This window comes from Acidicapsa ligni (assembly GCF_025685655.1).
Classification (GTDB): domain Bacteria; phylum Acidobacteriota; class Terriglobia; order Terriglobales; family Acidobacteriaceae; genus Acidicapsa; species Acidicapsa ligni.
In genome coordinates this window covers 867,292-887,191 of record NZ_JAGSYG010000002.1, presented here as the reverse complement: position 1 = coordinate 887,191, position 19,900 = coordinate 867,292, and the positions used below count along the sequence as shown (strand labels likewise).

Annotated in this window: 17 protein-coding genes; 4 read left to right on the top strand and 13 right to left on the bottom strand. The window is 56.6% G+C overall.

The genetic code is table 11. The features are described 5' to 3' along the window. Position 1 precedes the first annotated feature (1 nt). The 13 genes from OHL19_RS10055 to OHL19_RS09995 all read right to left on the bottom strand — a co-directional run bounded on the left by OHL19_RS10055 (position 2) and on the right by OHL19_RS09995 (position 16,520). Positions 2 to 2,458 carry a M1 family metallopeptidase gene (locus tag OHL19_RS10055; RefSeq protein ID WP_263357528.1) on the bottom strand — a complete coding sequence of 819 codons (2,457 nt, stop codon included), beginning with the start codon at positions 2,456 to 2,458 and terminating at the stop codon, positions 2 to 4. 123 nt (positions 2,459 to 2,581) lie between these two features. Beyond that, the gene (locus tag OHL19_RS10050; protein WP_263357527.1) at positions 2,582 to 4,282 is read right to left on the bottom strand and encodes an RNA polymerase factor sigma-54; all 1,701 of its coding nucleotides are present in this window, start codon (positions 4,280 to 4,282) and stop codon (positions 2,582 to 2,584) included. A 134-nt stretch (positions 4,283 to 4,416) separates the two neighbouring features. Then, complete coding sequence (gene lptB / locus OHL19_RS10045) at positions 4,417 to 5,145, bottom strand: LPS export ABC transporter ATP-binding protein (RefSeq protein ID WP_263357526.1); 729 nt, start codon at positions 5,143 to 5,145, stop codon at positions 4,417 to 4,419. Between the two features lie 23 nt (positions 5,146 to 5,168). Further along, positions 5,169 to 7,934, bottom strand: coding sequence for a hypothetical protein (locus OHL19_RS10040; RefSeq protein ID WP_263357525.1), 2,766 nt, complete (start codon positions 7,932 to 7,934; stop codon positions 5,169 to 5,171). Between the two features lie 84 nt (positions 7,935 to 8,018). Next, a complete protein-coding gene (locus OHL19_RS10035) occupies positions 8,019 to 8,636 on the bottom strand; it encodes a hypothetical protein (RefSeq protein ID WP_263357524.1) in 618 nt (205 codons plus the stop codon). A 157-nt stretch (positions 8,637 to 8,793) separates the two neighbouring features. Further along, positions 8,794 to 10,878: a glycine--tRNA ligase subunit beta gene (gene glyS, locus OHL19_RS10030; protein WP_263357523.1), complete on the bottom strand. Its 2,085-nt coding sequence runs from the start codon at positions 10,876 to 10,878 to the stop codon at positions 8,794 to 8,796. Positions 10,879 to 10,912: 34 nt separating this feature from the next. Then, positions 10,913 to 11,887 (bottom strand): glycine--tRNA ligase subunit alpha, encoded by a 975-nt coding sequence (locus OHL19_RS10025; RefSeq protein ID WP_263357522.1) that lies wholly within the window; start codon positions 11,885 to 11,887, stop codon positions 10,913 to 10,915. 119 nt (positions 11,888 to 12,006) lie between these two features. Then, positions 12,007 to 12,744 (bottom strand): DNA repair protein RecO, encoded by a 738-nt coding sequence (gene recO, locus OHL19_RS10020; protein ID WP_263357521.1) that lies wholly within the window; start codon positions 12,742 to 12,744, stop codon positions 12,007 to 12,009. Positions 12,745 to 12,945: 201 nt separating this feature from the next. Then, positions 12,946 to 13,206, bottom strand: a complete 261-nt coding sequence (locus tag OHL19_RS10015) for a 4Fe-4S dicluster domain-containing protein (RefSeq protein ID WP_263357520.1) — start codon at positions 13,204 to 13,206, stop codon at positions 12,946 to 12,948. Positions 13,207 to 13,329: 123 nt separating this feature from the next. Further along, on the bottom strand, positions 13,330 to 14,265 hold the full coding sequence (locus OHL19_RS10010; protein ID WP_263357519.1) for an inositol monophosphatase family protein: 936 nt from the start codon (positions 14,263 to 14,265) through the stop codon (positions 13,330 to 13,332). After that, the gene (locus OHL19_RS10005) at positions 14,262 to 14,552 is read right to left on the bottom strand and encodes an RNA chaperone Hfq (protein ID WP_263357518.1); all 291 of its coding nucleotides are present in this window, start codon (positions 14,550 to 14,552) and stop codon (positions 14,262 to 14,264) included. Before OHL19_RS10005 ends, OHL19_RS10010 begins: the two co-directional genes overlap by 4 nt. Positions 14,553 to 14,802: 250 nt before the next feature. Beyond that, on the bottom strand, positions 14,803 to 15,783 hold the full coding sequence (locus tag OHL19_RS10000) for a VWA domain-containing protein (protein ID WP_263357517.1): 981 nt from the start codon (positions 15,781 to 15,783) through the stop codon (positions 14,803 to 14,805). Beyond that, a complete protein-coding gene (locus OHL19_RS09995) occupies positions 15,780 to 16,520 on the bottom strand; it encodes a molybdenum cofactor biosynthesis protein (RefSeq protein ID WP_263357516.1) in 741 nt (246 codons plus the stop codon). The genes OHL19_RS10000 and OHL19_RS09995 overlap by 4 nt, the downstream gene beginning before the upstream one ends. 175 nt (positions 16,521 to 16,695) lie before the next feature. Here OHL19_RS09995 and uraD point away from each other — a divergent pair, with 175 nt between their 5' ends. The 4 genes from uraD to OHL19_RS09975 all read left to right on the top strand — a co-directional run bounded on the left by uraD (position 16,696) and on the right by OHL19_RS09975 (position 19,887). Further along, entirely contained in the window at positions 16,696 to 17,205 is a 510-nt protein-coding gene (gene uraD / locus OHL19_RS09990) for a 2-oxo-4-hydroxy-4-carboxy-5-ureidoimidazoline decarboxylase (RefSeq protein WP_263357515.1), read from the top strand. After that, positions 17,202 to 17,531 (top strand): hydroxyisourate hydrolase, encoded by a 330-nt coding sequence (gene uraH / locus OHL19_RS09985; RefSeq protein WP_263357514.1) that lies wholly within the window; start codon positions 17,202 to 17,204, stop codon positions 17,529 to 17,531. The genes uraD and uraH overlap by 4 nt, the downstream gene beginning before the upstream one ends. A gap of 8 nt (positions 17,532 to 17,539) precedes the next feature. Next, complete coding sequence (gene pucL, locus OHL19_RS09980; protein WP_263357513.1) at positions 17,540 to 18,382, top strand: factor-independent urate hydroxylase; 843 nt, start codon at positions 17,540 to 17,542, stop codon at positions 18,380 to 18,382. Between the two features lie 89 nt (positions 18,383 to 18,471). Further along, a complete protein-coding gene (locus OHL19_RS09975) occupies positions 18,472 to 19,887 on the top strand; it encodes an APC family permease (RefSeq protein WP_263357512.1) in 1,416 nt (471 codons plus the stop codon). Positions 19,888 to 19,900 lie beyond the last annotated feature (13 nt).

Below are 19,900 nucleotides of genomic sequence, written 5' to 3'. Positions count from 1 at the left end.
ACTAGTTTTCTACTGCCAGCACGTCATGCATGTAGTCGATTGAGACTTTCTTGATAGCGACCGGAGGCTTGGCCAGCCGAATCGTTTTCTCCACCACCTGATTGCCGATGATCGTCACAGTGCCCATTCGAACCGCGCGTCCATCGCTGAGTTCCAGGTAGACAGGCACCAGCATTTTAAAGCTTTCCGGAACACCCGATTGCGTAAGTTTGAAGTAGAGCGAGTCCTCGTCGCTGTTCTCTTTTAGCTGCGTCTCGAAGTGATACTGCGGCAGATCGGTGCCATACACATACTCGTTGAAGAACCAATCCATCTTGTGGTTGTGATCGAGATCCATGCCGGGTGTCATGTGCTTCTCAAGCATTGCTTTGAAGTCCTCGGTAGTAGCGACCTTGAGCCTGTAGGTATCGACGAAGTCATGCATCATGGCGATGAAATCCGCGTCACCTGTCTTCGAAGAAAACATCATCATACGCACCATGTGCAGAATGTATGCGCCCTTGGGATAGACGAGGTTCTGATAGACGCTCCATCCGGTTTTTGGCGAACTGAGCCGGCTGCCCATCGTTACCGGGCCCACGTCGATGGGACGAAATCCATCGGCATTGCGGTCCGTCAACTGCGTTTTGAGCTGCTTCCAGAAATCACGAAAATCATTGGGCGTCTTGCGTGTCTTCTGGAGAAAGATTGAGGCCGACGCATCGGCAAAACCTTCACTCATCCACTGGTCGCGGTAACTCATAAATCCCACGGTGTGGCCCCACCACTGATGCGCGACTTCATGCGCTGTCACCGTCTTCCAATACGGATCAGCAGGGTTGAGCCCGAACTGATTCTGAATCGTCTGATCCCAGAAGCCGCAGATCGGCAGATACACAAGCATCGGCCAGCTCTGACCAAAGTCGCATGCAGGCTGCTGTGACAAGGCCAGATGATCGAAAGGCAGTTTGCCAAAATAGTTCGTGTAAATCTGCGCAGCAACTGTGCCTTGCGACAACGTAGCCGGAAGCATCCCGGTCGTATTCAGATTACCGACGGCCATGCCTGACATGTGAGACCCAAGCTGCGGCCCCATGCCCTCATCGTTAGCCGCGTTTCGAACGCCCTGTGCCCAGCTCGGCAGTTCACTGTTGGCATAGGCAGATACCGCCAAACCATCTGGAGTCTTCCCATCTTTCTCGACGAAAAGGCCCAGATGAAATCCCGCAACCGGCAGCGGCGTCATGGAATCCCACTCGGTGATGCGCGATTTGCCATCTACTTTATCGCTCAACTTGTCGCCCGTCGCAATTAACGAAGTCTCTTTAGGCGAATGAAAGCGCATCTTGTATCGCGAATAACTGCCGAACGAAGTGCCTCCGTTGGGAAACCAGTTTTCGCGCGCGATGGGATCATAGTTATCGCCACCGCGATTGACCACTGCATCCTTGCCGCCGTACGTGATCTTGAGGATCGCCGTATCGTTCTTCTTGAGAGGCGTAGCGAGGACGACCGCAAAATCGGCATCTTCCTCTCTCTTCTCCTGCACAAAGTCGAGAGCCTCTCCGTGTTCGCCTTCGACATGGCTTACGCGCAATGTCGGGAACAGTTCGAGCGGCACCACTGCAAGTCCGTCCTCCAGGGCATGCAGATGCACTGTGGCTACTCCGCCGAGGAAGCCGCTCTTTTCGATCGTTGTATCGAGGTCTTCACTCTCAACGTGGAAGGGCGTGTTTTCCTGCCGGCTGCTATCCGTGCCGGCCGTATATTCACTCGCGAGATGAAAAGCCGAGGGAAAGGTCCAGCCCCATTGGTTCCAGTTGCTCAGCCTTACCTCTTCCGGAGTTACGACGGGAGCGCCGTGGGGATCGATCTCAAAGATCAGGTGCGAATCCGTGGAGCCTTTGATGGCCGCGAGAAAGAAGCCGCCTTCTGCCGATGGTGCCGGGCTTAGAACATCTTCAAGCAGGCGAAGGTCGATGTTTTCAAAAAGATGCTCACGCTGAAAGGTGTGAAACTCCGTTGCCGCCTGGACGAGGCTGCTATCCGGTTGAGCCTGCTTTCCGCTCACGGCAGCCTTGCGCAGTTCGTCCGCAGTTTTGTCGGAGAAGCGCAGTACCACCCGTGTGAAATCTTCGTCGAACTCTGACTTTTTGGTGAGGATCTGCAGATTGTGCCGTTCCACCGTAGTCGGCGGCGTCAGATGAAAATGCCCCGTCCCGCCAAAAACCGCACCTGTGACCTTGCCATTCACTTCGCCAAAGAGAGCGAACTCCCCATGCGTAAAGGTAAACGTGGCCGAGTCGCGCTTGAGAGTAAAGTTGTCCACCACGATCGTCGCCGGACCCGGCAACAACGTGCGCAACTGGTGATACGTCGCATTGGTATTAGGCTGCTGCTGGCTGTCAGCAGTGCGAACCTGCCAAATAAAAATAAGCGTGGCAACAAAAGCAAAGACGCGCAATCGACGAAAATTCAAGCGAAGACCTTTTGGCTACAGAGCTGATGCCAACAGTGTGTCACATCCGCGAGGGACTATCCAGAAATTGATTCCGTATTTACTCATCAATAAACGCTGCAGGATAGCGCAAGAAGAGCAGTATTACGCTTCGCGGCGGCGGCGCTGGTGGGTCGATGGAATGTGCAGATCTTCGCGATACTTGGCGACAGTGCGGCGGGTGACCTGAATTCCCTGCCCTTGTAGCAACGCGGCGAGTTGATCGTCCGTCAGCGGATGGCGCGGGTTTTCTTCTTCGATGAGCTTGCGCACCTTGCGCTTGAGAACGACCAGCGGTGTGTCCATTCCCTCGGGGCCATTCGCCCCTTCAGAGAAGAAGAAGCGCAGTTCGATCACGCCCTGCGGAGTGTGCGCGTATTTGTTGGCCACGGCGCGGCTGACAGTCGAGGGATGAACGCCAATCTCCTCCGCGACCTCTTTGATCATCATCGGGCGCAGCGCCTCGATGCCCACATCGAGAAACTCCTGCTGCCGCCGCACAATCACCTCGCAGGTGCGCAGGATCGTGCTCTTGCGCTGAGCGATGTTGCGCATCAACTGCATTGCCGAGCGGAAGCGTTCCTTGACGTAATCCTTTACTTCCTTATCCGTGCCGTCGGCGACCAGCATGCGGCGGTAGCGCTGGCTCAGGCGAAGAGTGGGCATGTCCTCTTCATTCATAGCCACCATCCAGGTATCGCCGCGCTTCACAAAAGCAACGTCGGGCTCGATGAGCCGCGTCTGCTCGCGGTTATAGCGGCGGCCCGGCCGAGGGTCCAGCGTGCGGATCAGCTCAATAGCCGTGTTGACTTCAGTGGCTGGCCGCGAGACTGCGCGGGAGATTTCTTTGATATCCCGCTTTTGCAGCAGTTGCAAATGGTCGCGAACAATGAGCTTGGCAGTTGCAAACGTCTGTCGGCGCTGATCGAGAACCACTTCCGCGTCAGCGTGCAGGCTGTGGTGCGGGCTGTGCGCTTCAGCGGCAAGATCAACCAACTCTGCATCAGAATTCAACGCCGGCGCATGCACGGAAGCAGTCCGGTGATCTCGATTCTGCGACAGATGCTCCCCATGCATCTCATCCGCGACATCCAACTCGCCAAACTCATCAGCTTCATGAACAGGGATGCGATCGAAGACCAGCTCCAACTCGCGTAACTGTGCATTCAGTTGAATCCGCAGACAGTCACGCAGATCGAGCGCGCCTATACCCGCCGGGTCCAGATGCTGGATCACGTCAAGCGCGGCACGCATCCGGTCCAGCGAAGACTGTTGCGTATCCTCTTTTCCCGCGAACGCTTCGGCAAGCTCTTCAAGCGAAGTCGACAGATACCCATCCTCATCCAGATTGCCTATGAGGAATTCGGCGGACTCGCGTAGATGCGCTTCAAGGCTCATTGAGCCAAGCTGCCAGAGCAGGTGGTCGGTGAGCGTCGTCGGCTGCGAGAGAAAATGCTCGAATGAGGGCTTATCCAGCTCCTCGTACTCCTGGCTGGTGCGGAAACCGGGGTCGAGATAATCCTGAAAATAAGAGCCAAAGTCGATCTCTTCGAATGGATCTTTCGGCGTCACCGGTGCTTCTTCCACAACCCGGTCGCGCATCGCCTCGCGGCCACCGATCTCGTCCAGGCTCGGTACAGACTCGTCGATTTCTTCCAGCACCGGATTTTCGATCATCTCGGCGTTGATCATCTCGGTCAGCTCAAGTTTATTCAACGCGAGCACACTTACCATCTGCATCAGTCCTGGGGTCAGGATCTGACGTTGCGATACCTTCAGATTCAATCTCGGCTGCAACAGTGGCATAGTGGGTGTCCCGATCGGTTGTTCATGACAAGTGTAAATCTCTTGTCCCCGATGGCTTGACGAAGTTGTTCAGGTTCAGGACAGTTGTACCGGAATGGGCATGGTTTATAACGGGAAAATGATGCCCAGGCATTTTAATCCAATGAAAAACCCTCACCCAGGTAGACACGGCGCACTTCAGGATCGTTACCCAACTGGTGAGGCGTGCCGGTACGAAAGATTTTTCCCTCTGCAATAATGTACGCCCGGTCGGTTACGGAAAGCGTCTCGCGTACATTGTGGTCAGTAATTAAGATGCCGATTCCACTGGACTTGAGATCAAAAATAATCTTTTGTAAATCGAGTACGGCAATCGGATCAATACCGCTGAAGGGCTCATCCAGCAACAAAAAGCTGGGCTGAATGCAGAGGCAGCGAGCAATTTCGACGCGCCGCCGTTCGCCGCCTGAGAGCGCATAGCCCTTCGTCGTGCGAATATGGCGCAGATTGAGCTGCTGAATCAGGCGTTCGGTGCGTGCCCGGCGCTCGTGGTCGGGGATTGGCTGCGCTTCGAGGACTGCGAGAATGTTCTGCTCCACCGTGAGCTTGCGAAAAACCGACGGCTCCTGCGGCAGGTAGCTGATGCCGTGATTGCGGGCGCGCAGGTACATGGGAACACGCGTGATATCAACATCATCGACCATGACGCGGCCCGACTCCGGGGCCACCAGACCCACGATCATGTAAAAGCTGGTGGTTTTACCTGCGCCGTTAGGGCCGAGCAGACCGACAACTTCTCCGCGCGTGATGCTGACGCTGACTTCTCGGACAACCTGTCGACCGCTATACGATTTGCCGATTCCCTCGGCGCTGAGTGTCTGCATTCCCATCCAAACGTTCTTGCCAATCAACTCCGCTTTTTGGGAGCCTGCGTTTCGGTAACGGTTTTGCCACCGTCGCCCTCGACAGTGACGCTATCATCGCGCGTATGGAAAATCAAAGCGCTGCCAGTGACGTTTCCATGCACCTGATCGGTAATACGCGGAGGCGCGGCGCCGGTTCCGGTCAGCGTAAAGGTCTCGTCGTCGCTAAGATAGACGAGTTTATCGCCAATTCCTCTACGCCCTGGCCAAATTACATTGACGTGCCCGCGTGCCGTCATGCGATCGATCGACGGATTCCCCGCAGTGCCTGATCCGGTTTGCACAGTGCCTGGCCCGGCTTGCACGGCTGGATGCACTCCAGGAGGAAGTAGCTTGACCTCAGCCTCGTCCGAAACGACAGTTGCCGCCCCGCTCGCTCCGGAAGTATCCGTCGTCACACTGCCAACGCTGCCGCTGCTGAAAAGCGCAACCCGCTCTCCCTCAGAATAATGCAGTTCACCGCTGCGTACCTGGATGATCGAGGGGCCATCGGGCTTTGCCTTGGCGGATGTCTTCTCCGAACCGCTCCGGGGCTTTGAGTTGCTGAGCAGAACGGTATGTACAGGATTGGCCTGACCACTGGCCGTCGCAGTCAGCGTCTGCTTCTGCCGATTGAGCAGAATCGTGGGCGCAGAAACCGAGTTGGACGCCTGCCACAAACGTGCCGGAACACCCGATGATCCGCGGAAAGTAACTTCCTGCGTGGACTGGTGCAGCTCCGCCTCCGCTGCAATGGCATGCGCCGGACCATTGCCGCCCAGATTCGGCGCGGAAGCAGACTTGCCCTCGCTGCCGCTCCAACTTGCTTTCACATCGCCGTGAGCAAACGCATCCCCGCTGGCACGAGCAAAGTCGATGCGGTTCGCGGTCATATCCAGTGCGCCGTTTTGAACGCGCGGAGAGCCGGAGAGATGCAGCAGCTCGCTCGATCCATCGTAGTCCGCACGGGCAGCAGTAGCGCGAACCGGCGACTGCCCGGCGCTGCCGCCATGCCCAGGCGTCGCATCCTGCATCAGGAGCACGTGACCAACCTGCGTGATCGAAGCGATTTCCGCACTTTCATGAACTGCATTTGCCTGTGCGCCGCTTGCCTGTACCCCGCTTGCCTGTACGCCGTTTTTGGCGGAAGCATGACCATTCGCATGTCCCGCCCCGGTTTCAAACCGGACATCGAGCTGGTCGGAACTGCTGGCCTGGTGAACTCCCTGGGCCGTGCGCTGCTCAAAGCTGGCATGACCGGTTCCAGAGAGACTCGACAGCACGGAACCCGGCTCAAGTTGGGCCACAACCGAATCGGCAGAAAGCCTGGATGGGCCGGCCACGCCTGTTCCTGAATTAGCTGCCGCGCCAGCTCCTGCGCCGGTCCCCGCGCCGCCGGAAACCGTAATTCCAGCGATGGTGGTCTCGGATGTGATCACCACTCCGCCCGTGCCATGAATCGTGCGCGGCTCGACTTTAGAAGAGATATCGCTTTGGGCCTGGCTTGGAGCTTGGCCTTTCGCCTGCGAAGATTTTTTGCCCGCATTGGCAGGCGCGGCAACGGCAAACAGAATGTCCGCAGTCTGCGACTTCCAGGTTCGATGAAGCTGGGCCGCGGCACCTTTCGGAGTCGTGACCTGCTGCTGGCTATTGAAGACAACGCCCCGCTCAAGGTAGGCGTGTTTCAGTTGGCCCTCGCCATCAAAATCAAGCTGGGCAGTCGGGGACGATCCCAGCACGTGCCGCATGGCCTCGGTCATCTCCAAAGTGGTGCCGCCCTGCAACAATCCATGACGAGGATGATTCTTCTCGTCGAAATCCATCGTGCCCACGGGCGCTGTAACGTGACTTCCAGCCTTGGTCTGGATGTCCACTCCGCCTGAGCCATCGAGTTTGATTACGGATCCATCGTCACGAAAATGGATCAGCGCGTTTCCAAACTGCGCGTTGCCACCGGAGTAGTCCGCCAAGGCCCGCGTCAACTCGCAAATTTGCTGCCCACGCGTGAATTCGCCGTGGCTGGCATGAATGGTAACCGGACCGCCGGTGCGGTTGGCAGCCTGATCGATGTGCAGCTCCACAGCTGTGTTGAGAACGAGATGTCCCTTACCGGACTCAAAGGTCGCTCCAATCGAACTGCCGTTGCCCTGGCGCAACGCGAAATCGACCCGCTGATCGGTTGTGGCAACCTGGCTTTTCTGATCGAAAGTGAGGCCGCTTGTCTTGACGTGAATATCGTTGTCTGTAATCTCTCCCGCAACCTGGTTGGGGAGGGCAGGGCTTTTTTGCGCGCCGGGCTTGAGCTGCGCAATCGCCGGAGCAACGCCGGGCCGCATCAACTCAATCTCGACCGCACCAATGGCATGCGCTATGCCTGCCGTCGGGTCATACTCAAATTCGCTGCCTGAGATCGTATCCGCGCGATTGCCGTCTTCACCGTAGAGATCGATCTTGACGTCATGAAGCAACGTCTTGCCGTCTTTCTTCATTTGCACAGCGCGGGCCGCGTGGATTTTGAACAGTGTCTTGCCCTTGCGCGTTTGCGTGTAATTGACGCCGTCGGCCTGTTGCGAGATGTCGATTCCAAGCCTGCCGGGCAGGTCCTTGCTGAGAAACCGCCGCTTCCATTGCCCCGCTGCCAGAAAGAGCGCTATCGCCGCAATCAACAAGACGCCGCCAATGATCACCAGCGTCCGCAGGCGCTCGATCGTAAACCACGGCGTGGAGCGTTGCAGCTTTGTCGGCTCATTCATAAGGCGATTCGCGGGCATGGCCGCGCCGCCTGCTGACTTCTTTCACTGGCTGGACATTGCTCGGTCATCAGGACGGCTCGGTTGATCTTCAAGACATTCCGATTATTGCAGTCGGTTTAGATTTAGACGTGCAACCAGGCGCGCTGCAAGGCTTTCGCCCAACTCCGACCAGATTAGACGGGCAGAGGCTTCAGATTCCTTTTCGACGGCATTGGTCAGATCGATAAGCTGGCGCACGTTTTCTTCAATGCAGCGAATCGCTTCCGGGGTCAGCTCCACATCTTCCTGCAGGAACGGCGCGTCCGTTCCGAAGTCGATGCGAATATGGCCCTCCTGCTCGAAGGCGCCTTCGTCAAACTCCGGCCCATAGCCGATCACACGAACCAGGCGCGGAGTACGCACCCAATTCGGATGCAGGCCGCCGTTCAGATCCGGCTCCCAAAGCGTCCAGCCAATCTGAAATTCGTAAGCGTAATCGGCATGAAGAAGCTCCATTGCTTCCTCTATCGCGTATTCGATTCGCGCGCCATGCTCCCCAAGGCCATAAATCTCCTGGAAAGCAGCGGCTTCCCGCCAGTTCACAGGCCATGCAGTTGCGGAGAAAACTCCTGGTTCACCGCCATGCGAGGCGAATTGGCGTAGCACCAGCTCCAGCTTTTCGCCAAGGGAGGCAAAGCGGAATTGCGGGTACCAAAGACTGAGTGAAAAAGCATCGGACATTCTATTAATTTTAGACGCGCAAACAGGTGTGCGGGATTCGTTTCCCCGTTCATTCTTCCGTTGAATCCGGAGATGTCTCAATAGATTCCGTTAGCGATGAGACTTCTCCGGGTTCATAATGGCCCGTTCTGCCTGCGGTCGTGTCTGCAGTTTCAAATCAGGCCGTGACGATCTCGCTGAAATCGGCAATGCCTGAAAAACCATCCAGAACAGATTGAATCAGCGCAAGCCGTGCAGCGCGCACATCCGGCTCAGGAGACATAACCATCACCTTGTCGAAGAAGGCATCCACAGCAGGCCGCAGCATGGCGATTGCCGCAAGCGCCGCCGCATAGTTTCCCTCTTCGCGAAGCTCTGAAACGATGGCCGCAAGTTTTGATGAGGCCGCATACAAATCGCGCTCCTCGGCCTCGATCAAGGCAGCACTAAACGCAGTATTCAGAGCCAGTGGCTCGTCCTTTTCGGCAGCCTGGCGCAGAATGTTTTTGATGCGTTTGAAGGCTGCGGAGATAGCGACAAAATCTTCGGAACCACGCACGGCAGTTAATGCCTCCGCGCGCGCAATGGCATCGCGAACATCGTCTGCCCCAACAGCCAGAACCGCGCTCACCACGTCATACGCAAAGCCGCGAACATCCTTGAGATAGAAGCTAAGCCGCTCGGCGAGAAAGCTGGGAACCGCATCCGATTCCGCTCCCGAGATGGAGACGACTTCAGCCAGCGTGAGCGGCAGCTCCGACTCGGCAAGAATCTTGATGATGGCGTTGGCATTGCGGCGCAGCGCAAAAGGATCTCTCGACCCGGTAGGCGCGTTGCCAATACCAAACATGGCGGAGATCGTGTGAATACGATCCGCGATGCCGAGCAACTGCCCTTCGATGGTCTCCGGAATATCGTCTTCAATCGAAGCAGGCGTGTACTGTGCGTAAATAGCGGCTGCGACAGCATCCCCCAGCCCTTGCGCCTTCGCATAAAGACCGCCGACGATGCCCTGCAGCTCAGTGAATTCCTTGACCAGCTCAGCAGTGAGATCGGTCTTTGCCAGCAAGGCAGCCTGCAACAGGGCAACCTTATCCAGCACCTTGCCCTTGGCCTGCACATTGGCCGCAAGCTGTTCGGCGATGCGGAGATTGCCTTCCGTCTTCCAGAAATAGCTTCCTAATTCTTTCTGAAAAGTAACGGCCTTCAACATCTCCACGCGCTCCGTGAGCAACGTCTTCTGATCGGCCTCCCAGAAGAACTGCGCGTCTTTAAAGCGCGAACGCAGCACGCGCTCATTGCCATGGCGAATCGTCGCACGACCCTGCTCATCCACCTGCGTATTCAGCACCGTGAGGAAGTGAGGAGCCAGCATGCCGTCCGCATCTTCGACAGCGAAATACTTTTGATGGTCACGCATCACCGTAACCAGAACTTCCTCCGGCAGCGAGAGATACTCAGGCTCAAAACTGCCCAGCAAAACCGTAGGCCATTCCGTGAGATGAACGACGCTCTCGATCAACGCCTCATCCTCACGCCAACGCGCACCGGGAACCGTTCGTGTGACATGATCGAGCGCTTTGCGAATCGTGTGCCGCCGCGCTGCCACATCTGCGTTCACATAGACGGCGTGCAGCGTCTCAAGATAATCGGCTGGCCTGGCGATCAACACCGGAGCGTCGCCATGCAGCACGCGATGACCGCGGCTGCTGTTGCCTGCGGCGATTCCGCCAAATTCAACGGGCACAATCGCATCGTCGAGCAGTGCAACCAGCCACCGCACCGGGCGCACAAAACGCTCTGGCTTGTTGAGCCTCCAGTACATGTTCTTGGGCCAGTAAATGCTGGTAAGTTCTGCAGGAAGCGAAGCAGCCAGCAGCTCCGCAGTCTGACGGCCAGCGCGCCTTACGGTCGCGCCAACATACTCGCCCTTGGGTGTTGTAACTTTTTCGAGCGCTGAAATCTCGACGCCTGCTTTTTTGGCAAAAGCAATCGCAGCCGGAGTAGGCGCATCGTTATTGAACGCAACCTTCCACGATGGGCCGGTGAGCTGCTCTTCGATATCTGCCTGCCCTGCCAGCACGCCGGAGACAAGCACAGCCAGGCGGCGCGGCGTAGAAAAGCTCTGCACCGAATACGTCTCAGCAAGCAGCCGCTCACGGACAAGAAGCTGCTCGACGCGGCGGCTCAACTCAGCCTCAGCGGCGGCAATCATGCGGGCTGGAACCTCTTCCAGCCCAATCTCAAACAAAAAGTCTGCCATCTCGAATTACTTTCCTGACGCCTGTTCTTTGGCTTTAATTGAGGCTTGCCTGCTGCGCTGCGTATGCCTTGGCCACTCCGACTGCCAACGTGCGAATGCGCGCAATCACGCCGACACGCTCGGTCACTGAGATCGCGCCACGAGCATCCAGCAGATTGAAGAGATGCGAACACTTCAGCGCCAGCTCGTAAGTCGCCAGCAGCGGGAAACGACGCTTCGTATCGGCATCCGCGTCTTCCTGTTGCAGCAGTGCGTTGGCCTGCTCCAGCAGCGATTTCGCTTCGGCTTCGTAGAGGTTAAAGTGCGTCCAGAGCTTGTCTACTTCGGCGAACTCAAAGTTGTAGACAGAGAACTGCAGCTCCTCCGCCAGGCGAACTTCACCATACGTAACGGCCGTGCCAGTCTCCGGATCGCGCGCCCATACGATGTCGTAGATCGAGTCCACATCCTGCAAAAAGGCGGCGATGCGCTCCAGGCCATAGGTCAGTTCAGCCGTGATCGGATCGAGATCCAACCCACCGCACTGCTGGAAGTAGGTGAACTGCGTAATCTCCAGCCCGTCCAGCATCACCTGCCAGCCAACGCCCCATGCACCACCTGCCGGCCACTCCCAGTTGTCTTCTTCAAACTTGAGATCGTGGCGGCTCAGATCGATTCCGATAGCCGCCAGCGACTCCAGGTAAAGCTCCTGCACATTGGCCGGTGGCGGTTTCAAAATCAACTGAAATTGCGTGTGCTTGAACAGCCGATTGGGATTTTCTCCATAGCGACCATCCGCAGGACGGCGCGAAGGCTGCGCATAGCCCACCCGGTACGGCTTGGGGCCGAGCACGCGCAGAAATGTTTCCGGCGACATGGTGCCCGCGCCTACCTCAACGTCATACGGCTGCTGGAGCACGCAACCACGCGCGGCCCAGAAGGACTGCAAACGAAACAGCAGTTCCTGAAACGTCAGTGGGGTCTGCGCAAGGGCTGCAGGAGTGCTTTCAATACTTTGGACAGAAGACAAGAGGACTCTCTCAGGCTAAAAAGCTTATCCAATTCTAACGGCACCGGCCCGAACCAGCCATCCGCGCATCGACCTCATACGTTTATTTTCCAAATTTGCCTCAATCTATCCCGATTCGGCTAGATTCGACTGATTGCCTCTGCCGACCGGAGCCGCCGTTCGAGATGGCGTTCGAGCGACTGCAGCGTGAAACGGCGCAGGTCCTGGGCTCTCCGTCGCGGCCACGGTTCTTCTCCAAATGCGGTGATCGGCGTGCGCAGAATACGCTGCGCCAGCAGCCACGAATCCGCGACAAGCAACCCTCCGCTGCCCTGCCTGTGCAACGGGCAGAACAAGCCATCCGCCCCCGGATGAAAGCTGGCCTCGCCCGCCACGAAACGCTCCCCGCAAAGCGTGCAGGCGGTAAGATCGGGCAGCCAGCCCATAAGGCGCGTCATCCAGAGGGAAAAATAGGTCAACGGCATCCACGGCTGCTCGACGGATGTCTGCTCAAGCACCGCCAGCAGCAAGCGAAAGACCGTCTCCTGCGGATCGTGCTCGGGCAGAGCCTCTTCCAGCACCTCGGCATAAAAACTGAGCACGGCCGCCCTCGTGTAATCGACCGGCATGGAGAGCGGCGACCGCTGCAACTCAAGCTGGTCCAGGCGGACAAGCTCCTGGCGAGGCCGTTCAGCAAAAAAAGCGCGCGCCTGGGTCATCGGTTCCAACGCGCCGCCAAAGCGTTTGCGGCTCTTGAGGGCAGCCTTGGCAACACCTTTGACCTTGCCGTAGTCACGGGTAAAAAAACTGACGATCAGATCCGATTCATTCACCGGCCAGGTACGCAGCACCACGGCATCTGAGGCGAGCAAGGTCATTCAACTTCTATCTTCGCATTACTTTGCGGATTATCTTGCTACCTGCTCAGCCCGGGAAGCAGGCTGCGAAATCCGCGGGGATGACGCTGGCCTAATATGCGCGGCAGTCATACCGCCCGGTTGGCTTACGCACAAAATATAAACGCGCACCCCGAGCTAACGGGATGCGCGTTTCGAGCTTTCTGTTTCTGCTGCGAAAAATTACCGACCGAAATGCTCGGCATTCTTCTCGGTGAAGTGAGCCCACTTCTCCGGCAGGTCGTCCTGGGCGAAAATAGCCGATACCGGGCAGGCCGGTACGCAGGCGCCGCAATCAATGCACTCGACTGGATCGATGAAGAGCTGATCGGCTGGACCGTGATCGCCTTCGTCCTTTTTGGGGTGGATACAATCGACGGGACACGCGTCTACACAGGCGGTGTCCTTGGTGCCGATACAGGGTTCTGCAATGACGTATGCCATAAGTGAGTTCTCCGCAAAGGTGTTTCTGCTCGCTCATAGTAGCACAAGAGGGTGAGCGATTGGCAGTGTAGAGGGTGCTCATATCACGGTCTGAAAGGCAGCAAACAAACCGCGTATACGAAGTTAACCTGCGGTCGCCTCCGATGCAGCAAGCGCCGCGCGGCGGGCTGCATAGTCCATTGGCGACGGCAGCGGAGCGAGGTTTCGTCCAGCGAAGAGATCCGCGAAAAAGCCAAGCAATTCCTGGTGAATTCGCTGATTCGACGCCAGTACTTCGTTGCTGTCGAGGCGGCGATAAGCCCCATCGAAACCGGTGACCATTCCACCAGCTTCCTCCACCAGCAGAAAACCGGCAGCAGTATCCCAGGGGTTCAGATTGAACTCCCAGAAAGCTTCCAGCCGTCCGCAGGCGACATAGGCGAGATCCAATGCAGCAGAGCCCGCGCGACGCACTCCATGCGAACGAAGCGTGAGCTCATGGTAGAAGTGAATGTTCGGATTATCGTGCCGTTTGCGGCTTGGAAATCCAGTTGCAACCAGCGACTCGCCCAGCACCGGCACAGGCGAAACGTGCATGGGTTTACCGTTCAGAAACGCGCCCTTGCCCCGCTCAGCGACAAAAAGTTCATCGAGCATGGGGTCGTAAATCAACGCTGCAACGATCGGTCCATCATGCTCGTCGGCAATGCCGGCCGGCCGGTGTTCAAGGCCCATCGACACGCAGAAGTGCGGAAAACCATGCGCAAAATTGGTCGTTCCGTCGAGCGGATCAATGTACCAGCGAAACTCCGAATCAAGCCGGTCGCGCGTTCCCTCTTCGCCATAGACTCCGTGATCAGGAAAAGCCAGCAGCAGTGCCTCGCGCAGGTACGCTTCCACCGTGCGGTCAGCGACGGTGACCAGATCCACGTCGCCTTTATATTCTGTTTTGACTCCCTGGGCAAAGAAATCCCGCAGCTTCGCCCCGGCCTCTAAAGCAAGTTCAGACGCCTTGGGAATCCAGGTAAATTGTGCGTTTTCGCCCACCAGATTTTTCTGTGTCTGCGTCTCGCTGCTCATGCTTTGCCCTTCGAGGCAGCATCCTTACGGGCTGGCCTGCGTGTGACTTCTGTGATTGTTCGTACCTGATGTTTATAGATAAAGAGATTAGGGTGCCCGTCGCGCGTGATTCGAATCATGCCATCATCGAAATATTCAATCCAGCCCTGGATGGTTTCGCCATCGCGTAGTTGCACGCTGACGCTCACCTGGCGATCGCTCAAGGAACGGAGATAAAGCGCCTCTTGTCCGGTATCGCCCGGCGGGGGCGTTCTCGAACGGCGCAAATGGGAGGGTGAAGGATTCATAAGCCTTTATTGTAGTGGGACGCAGCCGGGGAAAGGATAGTTGTTCTATAACAGATTTAGCTTATAGCAATCAAAATTATTACTGGATCAGTTTCCATACAGTATCGAAGTTCTGAATTTTGCATCAAGTTCTGAATTTTGCACCGCGCTCAGAATTTTATTCCTGCTCTCAGCCGCTGCCGTTGCCTTTCTGGCTGTCATTCCCGAAGGGAATCTGCTTCTCCCACTCCAAACCAGAAAGACAAAATTACTACTGAGCACCCGGATCAGAATAATAGCCCGTGCGATAGCGAATATTGAACGATTCAGCAGTAGCGCGCGGAACCGTGACCTGTATATGGTGAAAGTTCATGCCCGGCTGCTGGTGCGTCGGATAGTACGCCAGCAGATACTGCGTTCGCAGATCATCTGAAACCTGGTTGAAAGCCTTATCCAATCCCCCGTCGCTGGCGTAAAAATACCTGCCGCCCGTCTGCTCCGCAAGCGTAATCAGGGCATGTTCGCCGCCTGTATCGCGTCCGGCGCTCGCCTCAATGGGCACATCGATAATGCTGTAAACCATCACTTCGCCGCGCAAAGCCTGCTCAAGCGCCTGCGCATAGGTGACAGTATTGGCCGTATCGCCGCCATCGGTCACCAGTACAAGCACTTTGCGTCCCTGCCTGGGAGCGAGACTCTGCGAAGCCAGATAAATCGCGTCATACAAAGCGGTAGCCGGACCTCCGCGCAGGCTTGAAAGGCCACGATCGATGCGATTCGCCTGGTTAGTAAAGGCAACAACCTGGCGCACCTCTGTAGAAAACTCCAGCAGGCTGATCTGATCCTGCCCACGCAGCAGCACATGGACAAACCGTCGCGCGGCATCCTGCTCCAATGGCAGATCCTTGCGCACACTGCCACTGGTGTCGATGGCCAGCACCAGATTAAGCGGCAGCTCCGACTGGCGCTCAAAAACAGCGATCCGCTGCGCACGACCATCTTCCTTCAGTGAAAAATCATCCTTGGTCAGCCCCCCGACAATCGCCCCGGTCCCATCCGTAACATTGGTAAAAACATTCACCAGCTTGACGTTCATGTGCAGAACCGTCATCGGAGCATCCGCAGCAGTCTGCGCATTATCTACCGGCGCAGGCGTCTGCGCCAGCAACGGCACGCCTGCCCATAGGACCAGGCTCGCCCCGATATCCACAAATAAGCTGGCACATAGAAAACGATGCGTCACGCGCCTCATTGCGCCGCCTCCGCCGCATCGCCGGTTCGAGCCATAAGCTCATCGGGAAACGGCTCGCCATCCGCCCACACAACCCCATCGACAAACGTCTCTTTTTTCCAGATCGGCACCGTCTTCTTGAGCGTGTCAATCAGCCATCGGCAGGCATCGAAGGCAGCCCCGCGATGTGCCGCGGCAGCCACAATCAGTACGCTGCTCTCGCCGATCTCCAGATGCCCGAGACGATGCACAAGCGTGACGTGCCGCACTCCAAAACGCTCGATCGCCTGCGCGGCAAGCTCGGCCATCTGCCTCGAAGCCATCTCCTCATAAGCCTCGTAATTCAGTGAAAGCACCTGGCGGCCACGCGTATTATCCCGCACGATTCCGTCGAAAGTCACCACAGCGCCATCGCTTCCCTGCGCGGCCGCGGTCGTGAGTTCCTGCGTCCGGATAACCTCGTGGGTGAGATAAGTGATCACCGCAGGAGCATGTGCAGCACCGCTTTCAGCCCCGCCCGAGACCGGCGGCAGCAGGCCCACCACGTCGCCTTCGTTCAAAATCTGCCCGGCATTGGCATACTCCGCATTCACGCTCACCGCAATTCGGCTAAGCAATTGGGCGGCACGGGGCTGCGAACGCAACTCCACCCCGAGAATAGCGAGCAGGTCCGCTACCGACGCCCCTGGAGTCAACTCACGGGAAGCGGGGCCAAGCAGGTCTTTCAAAACGCCGAAGGGGAGAATTTGAACGCGCATCTTCTTCAAAAGAATACCCTCACGTTAGACGTATTGAGAATGAATCCGTGGAGGAACCAAGCCGCAACCCGACACATATCTTTGAAACCACCGCTCAGCCCGTGTATGCTAACGCCTAATCCAAAGCCCAACTGCCATGTCCGAGCAGCGAATCAAGCAGCAGGGAGACCGCAGCATGATCGCAATTCTTGCAGCCTGGAACCGCAAATCCGCACAAGAAGCGACCGGCGATCTACTGAGTTGCTGCGCGGCAAACCGGTGGGCCGCGCAACTCGTCGCACTCCGCCCTTTTGCCGACGAAGAAGCCCTGTATTCCGCAGCCGACCAGGTATGGGCCGAGATGGAGGAAACGGATTGGATGGAAGCATTCCTCGCCCATCCACGCATCGGCCATCGAAAAACGCCTCACGCTTCAGCCCAGTCGAGTCATTGGTCGCAACAGGAGCAATCCTCTGTGAATACAGCGCAATCAGGCGTGCTTGAAGAGCTTGCCGCCGGAAACCAGCGCTACGAAGAGCGTTTTGGCTTCACATACATCGTATGCGCCTCGAGCAAAAGCGCCGACGAGATGCTCGCAATTCTGAACCGGCGTCTCCCCGGCGCTCGCCAGGCAGAGCTGCGCGAAGCGGCGGAACAGCAGCGGCAGATTACGCAAATCCGCCTGAGAAAGTGGTTACAACCATGAGCGCCATCACAACGCACATACTCGATGCCGTTCTAGGCAAACCCGGCGCAGGCATTCCTTTGCGTCTTGAAAAGCAAACACCCACGGGTTGGATTGCAGCCCGCGAAGGCGCAACAGACTCCGATGGCCGCTGCCGCGATCTGTGCCCCGATGCCAGCGACGGCGTATATCGCCTGACTTTTCTGATAGGCGAATACTTCGAAACTCAGGGCCGTCGCAGTATCTACCCGGAGATATCCATCACCTTCCTTATCGACGGGCAGCCTCACTATCATTTGCCGCTCCTGTTGAGCGATAACAGCTATACAACCTATCGAGGCAGTTAGGAGATTCGATGGCTCATCTAGGCGAGAATCGCTACGGAAAATCACGTGTCCGCGTCATGAAGGTTGTACGTCATGAGACTCATCACGCGATGAAGGAGTGGAGCGTGCAAGTGCTGCTGCATGGAGACTTCGAAAGCGCCTTCACCGATGGAGACAACAGCAGGATTCTCCCGACAGACACCATGAAGAATACCGTCTACTGGCTGGCGCGCGAGTCACAAGCCGCAACATTGGAGGAGTTCGCCATCGAGCTCGTCCACTATCTCCTGCTCAACAATTCTCAGGTAACGAAAGCCTCTGTAGAGATCGAAGAAAAGAGCTGGAAGCAGGCCTTGATCAATGGTCTGCCTCATGCCACAACGTATACGATGACGGGCCCGGAATTGCAAACAGCGAAGATCGAGCAGCTACGCGGCGAAAAACCAAAAGTGACTTCCGGCGTAGATGGCCTCATGATTCTCAAGACAACCAAATCCGCATTTACCGGATACATCAAAGACAAACTGACAACACTGCCCGAAAGTACAGATCGTATCCTGGGAACACGAGCCACCATCGCTTGGGAGTACGACGCTCCGCCCGCCAGTTATGAACTAAGTCGATCACGCGCATTGGAAACGCTCATCCAGACCTTTGCCGAGCACGACAGTCTTAGCGTGCAGCACACTCTCTACGACATGGGTAAAGACTTGATTGAGGCTATTCCCGAGATAGCGCGCGTTACCCTGACCATGCCGAACCTGCACTGTCTTCTGGTAGATCTAAGTCGCTTCGGTCAGAACAATCCAAACCAGGTCTTTGTGCCCATCGACGAACCGCATGGCTATATCGAAGCAGTAATTGAGCGCTGATCTTCAAGTGTTGATCTTTGAGCTTGACCCCTGACAGGGAAAGCTGCAGACTAAGGCATCCAGACGATTCTTTTAAATCAGGAGAGTGCGTGGCGAAGACAGGCACAGCAGCAGACGTGTATCACGCAGACGGTGTTAACCGTATAGACAAAGGCTATGGGCTACATAAAGGCGTGCTTTCGCCACTTGAAACTTTAGCGCAATCCGTATCTGCCATGGCGCCCTCGACATCTCCTTCCCTGACTATTCCACTCGTATTTGCGCTGGCCGGGAATGGCACATGGTTCGTCTACTTACTGGCGACAGTGGCGATGTTACTGGTCGGATTTTGTGTCAGCAGATTCGCGCGACTCTCGTCCTCCCCTGGATCGCTCTATGCCTACACCGCCGACACACTGAGCCCATCGCTTGGAGCAGTTGCCGCATGGGCGCTCCTGATAGCGTATGTAGCCACTGGCGCCTCAGTAGCAGGCGGCGCTTTATATTACGGTAACCTGCTCATGACGCAATTTTTCTCATCGGTTCCTCCTGCATTTGTAACTCTGGCCTTTGTATGTTTAGGAACAGGAGCAATCGCATATCGCGACGTGAAGTTATCCGCAGAGATGATGCTCTGGATTGAAGTTATCTCCGTAAGCCTAATAGCAATCGTGCTGATTCTGCTGCTTAGCCACTACGGTGTTCGCTTTGACCTGGACCAGTTACGGCTCAAAGGAGTTACCATCTCATCGCTCGGCCCGGCAGTGGTACTCGCAATCTTCAGCTTCGTCGGTTTTGAGAGTGCTACCACCCTGGGCGAAGAAGCGCGCGATCCACTCAAAACCATCCCGCGCGTAGTTATTCAATGCGCAATCCTGGCGGGTATATTTCTCATCCTGTGTTCGTATTCTGAAGTGCTCGGCTTTCACGGCGAGACTGGAAAATTGAGCGACTCAGCAAGCCCCCTGCATGTGCTCGCACGCAAGGCCGGTGTTTCGCCGCTTGGAACAGCAATTGATATCGGCGCGTTTGTCAGCATGTTTGCCTGCGTTCTCGCATGTACCACCGCAGCATCGCGCGTACTGCTGCGCATGTCGCACAGTGGATTGATTCCCGATATCTTTGGCCGCACACATAAGAAGTTCGGAACACCCGGCGCAGGCGTCGTCCTAACATCCATTGTTATGCTTGCAGTCACTTTGGGGTTGGCCTTGCGCGGTGTAGCCGGTACAGACATGTACGGTTGGCTCGGATCTATTTCAGTCTTCGGTTTTCTGACCGCGTACGCATTGGTTGCAGTCGCGCTGCCCTTCGCGCATAAAGCGCTGGGACAACATTCGCATCTCGTCGTTATCGTAAGCTGGATCACGATACTGGTGATGATCGGAGCAGGTGTAGGCAGTGTGTATCCGGTTCCGGATGGAGCGGCTGTCTGGTTTCCCTATGTCTATCTCGGCTACATGGCTCTGGGCATGACCTTGTTTGTCGTCCGGCGCAAGACAATCCATGACCGGCATTCTGCATAACTCATGAGTTATA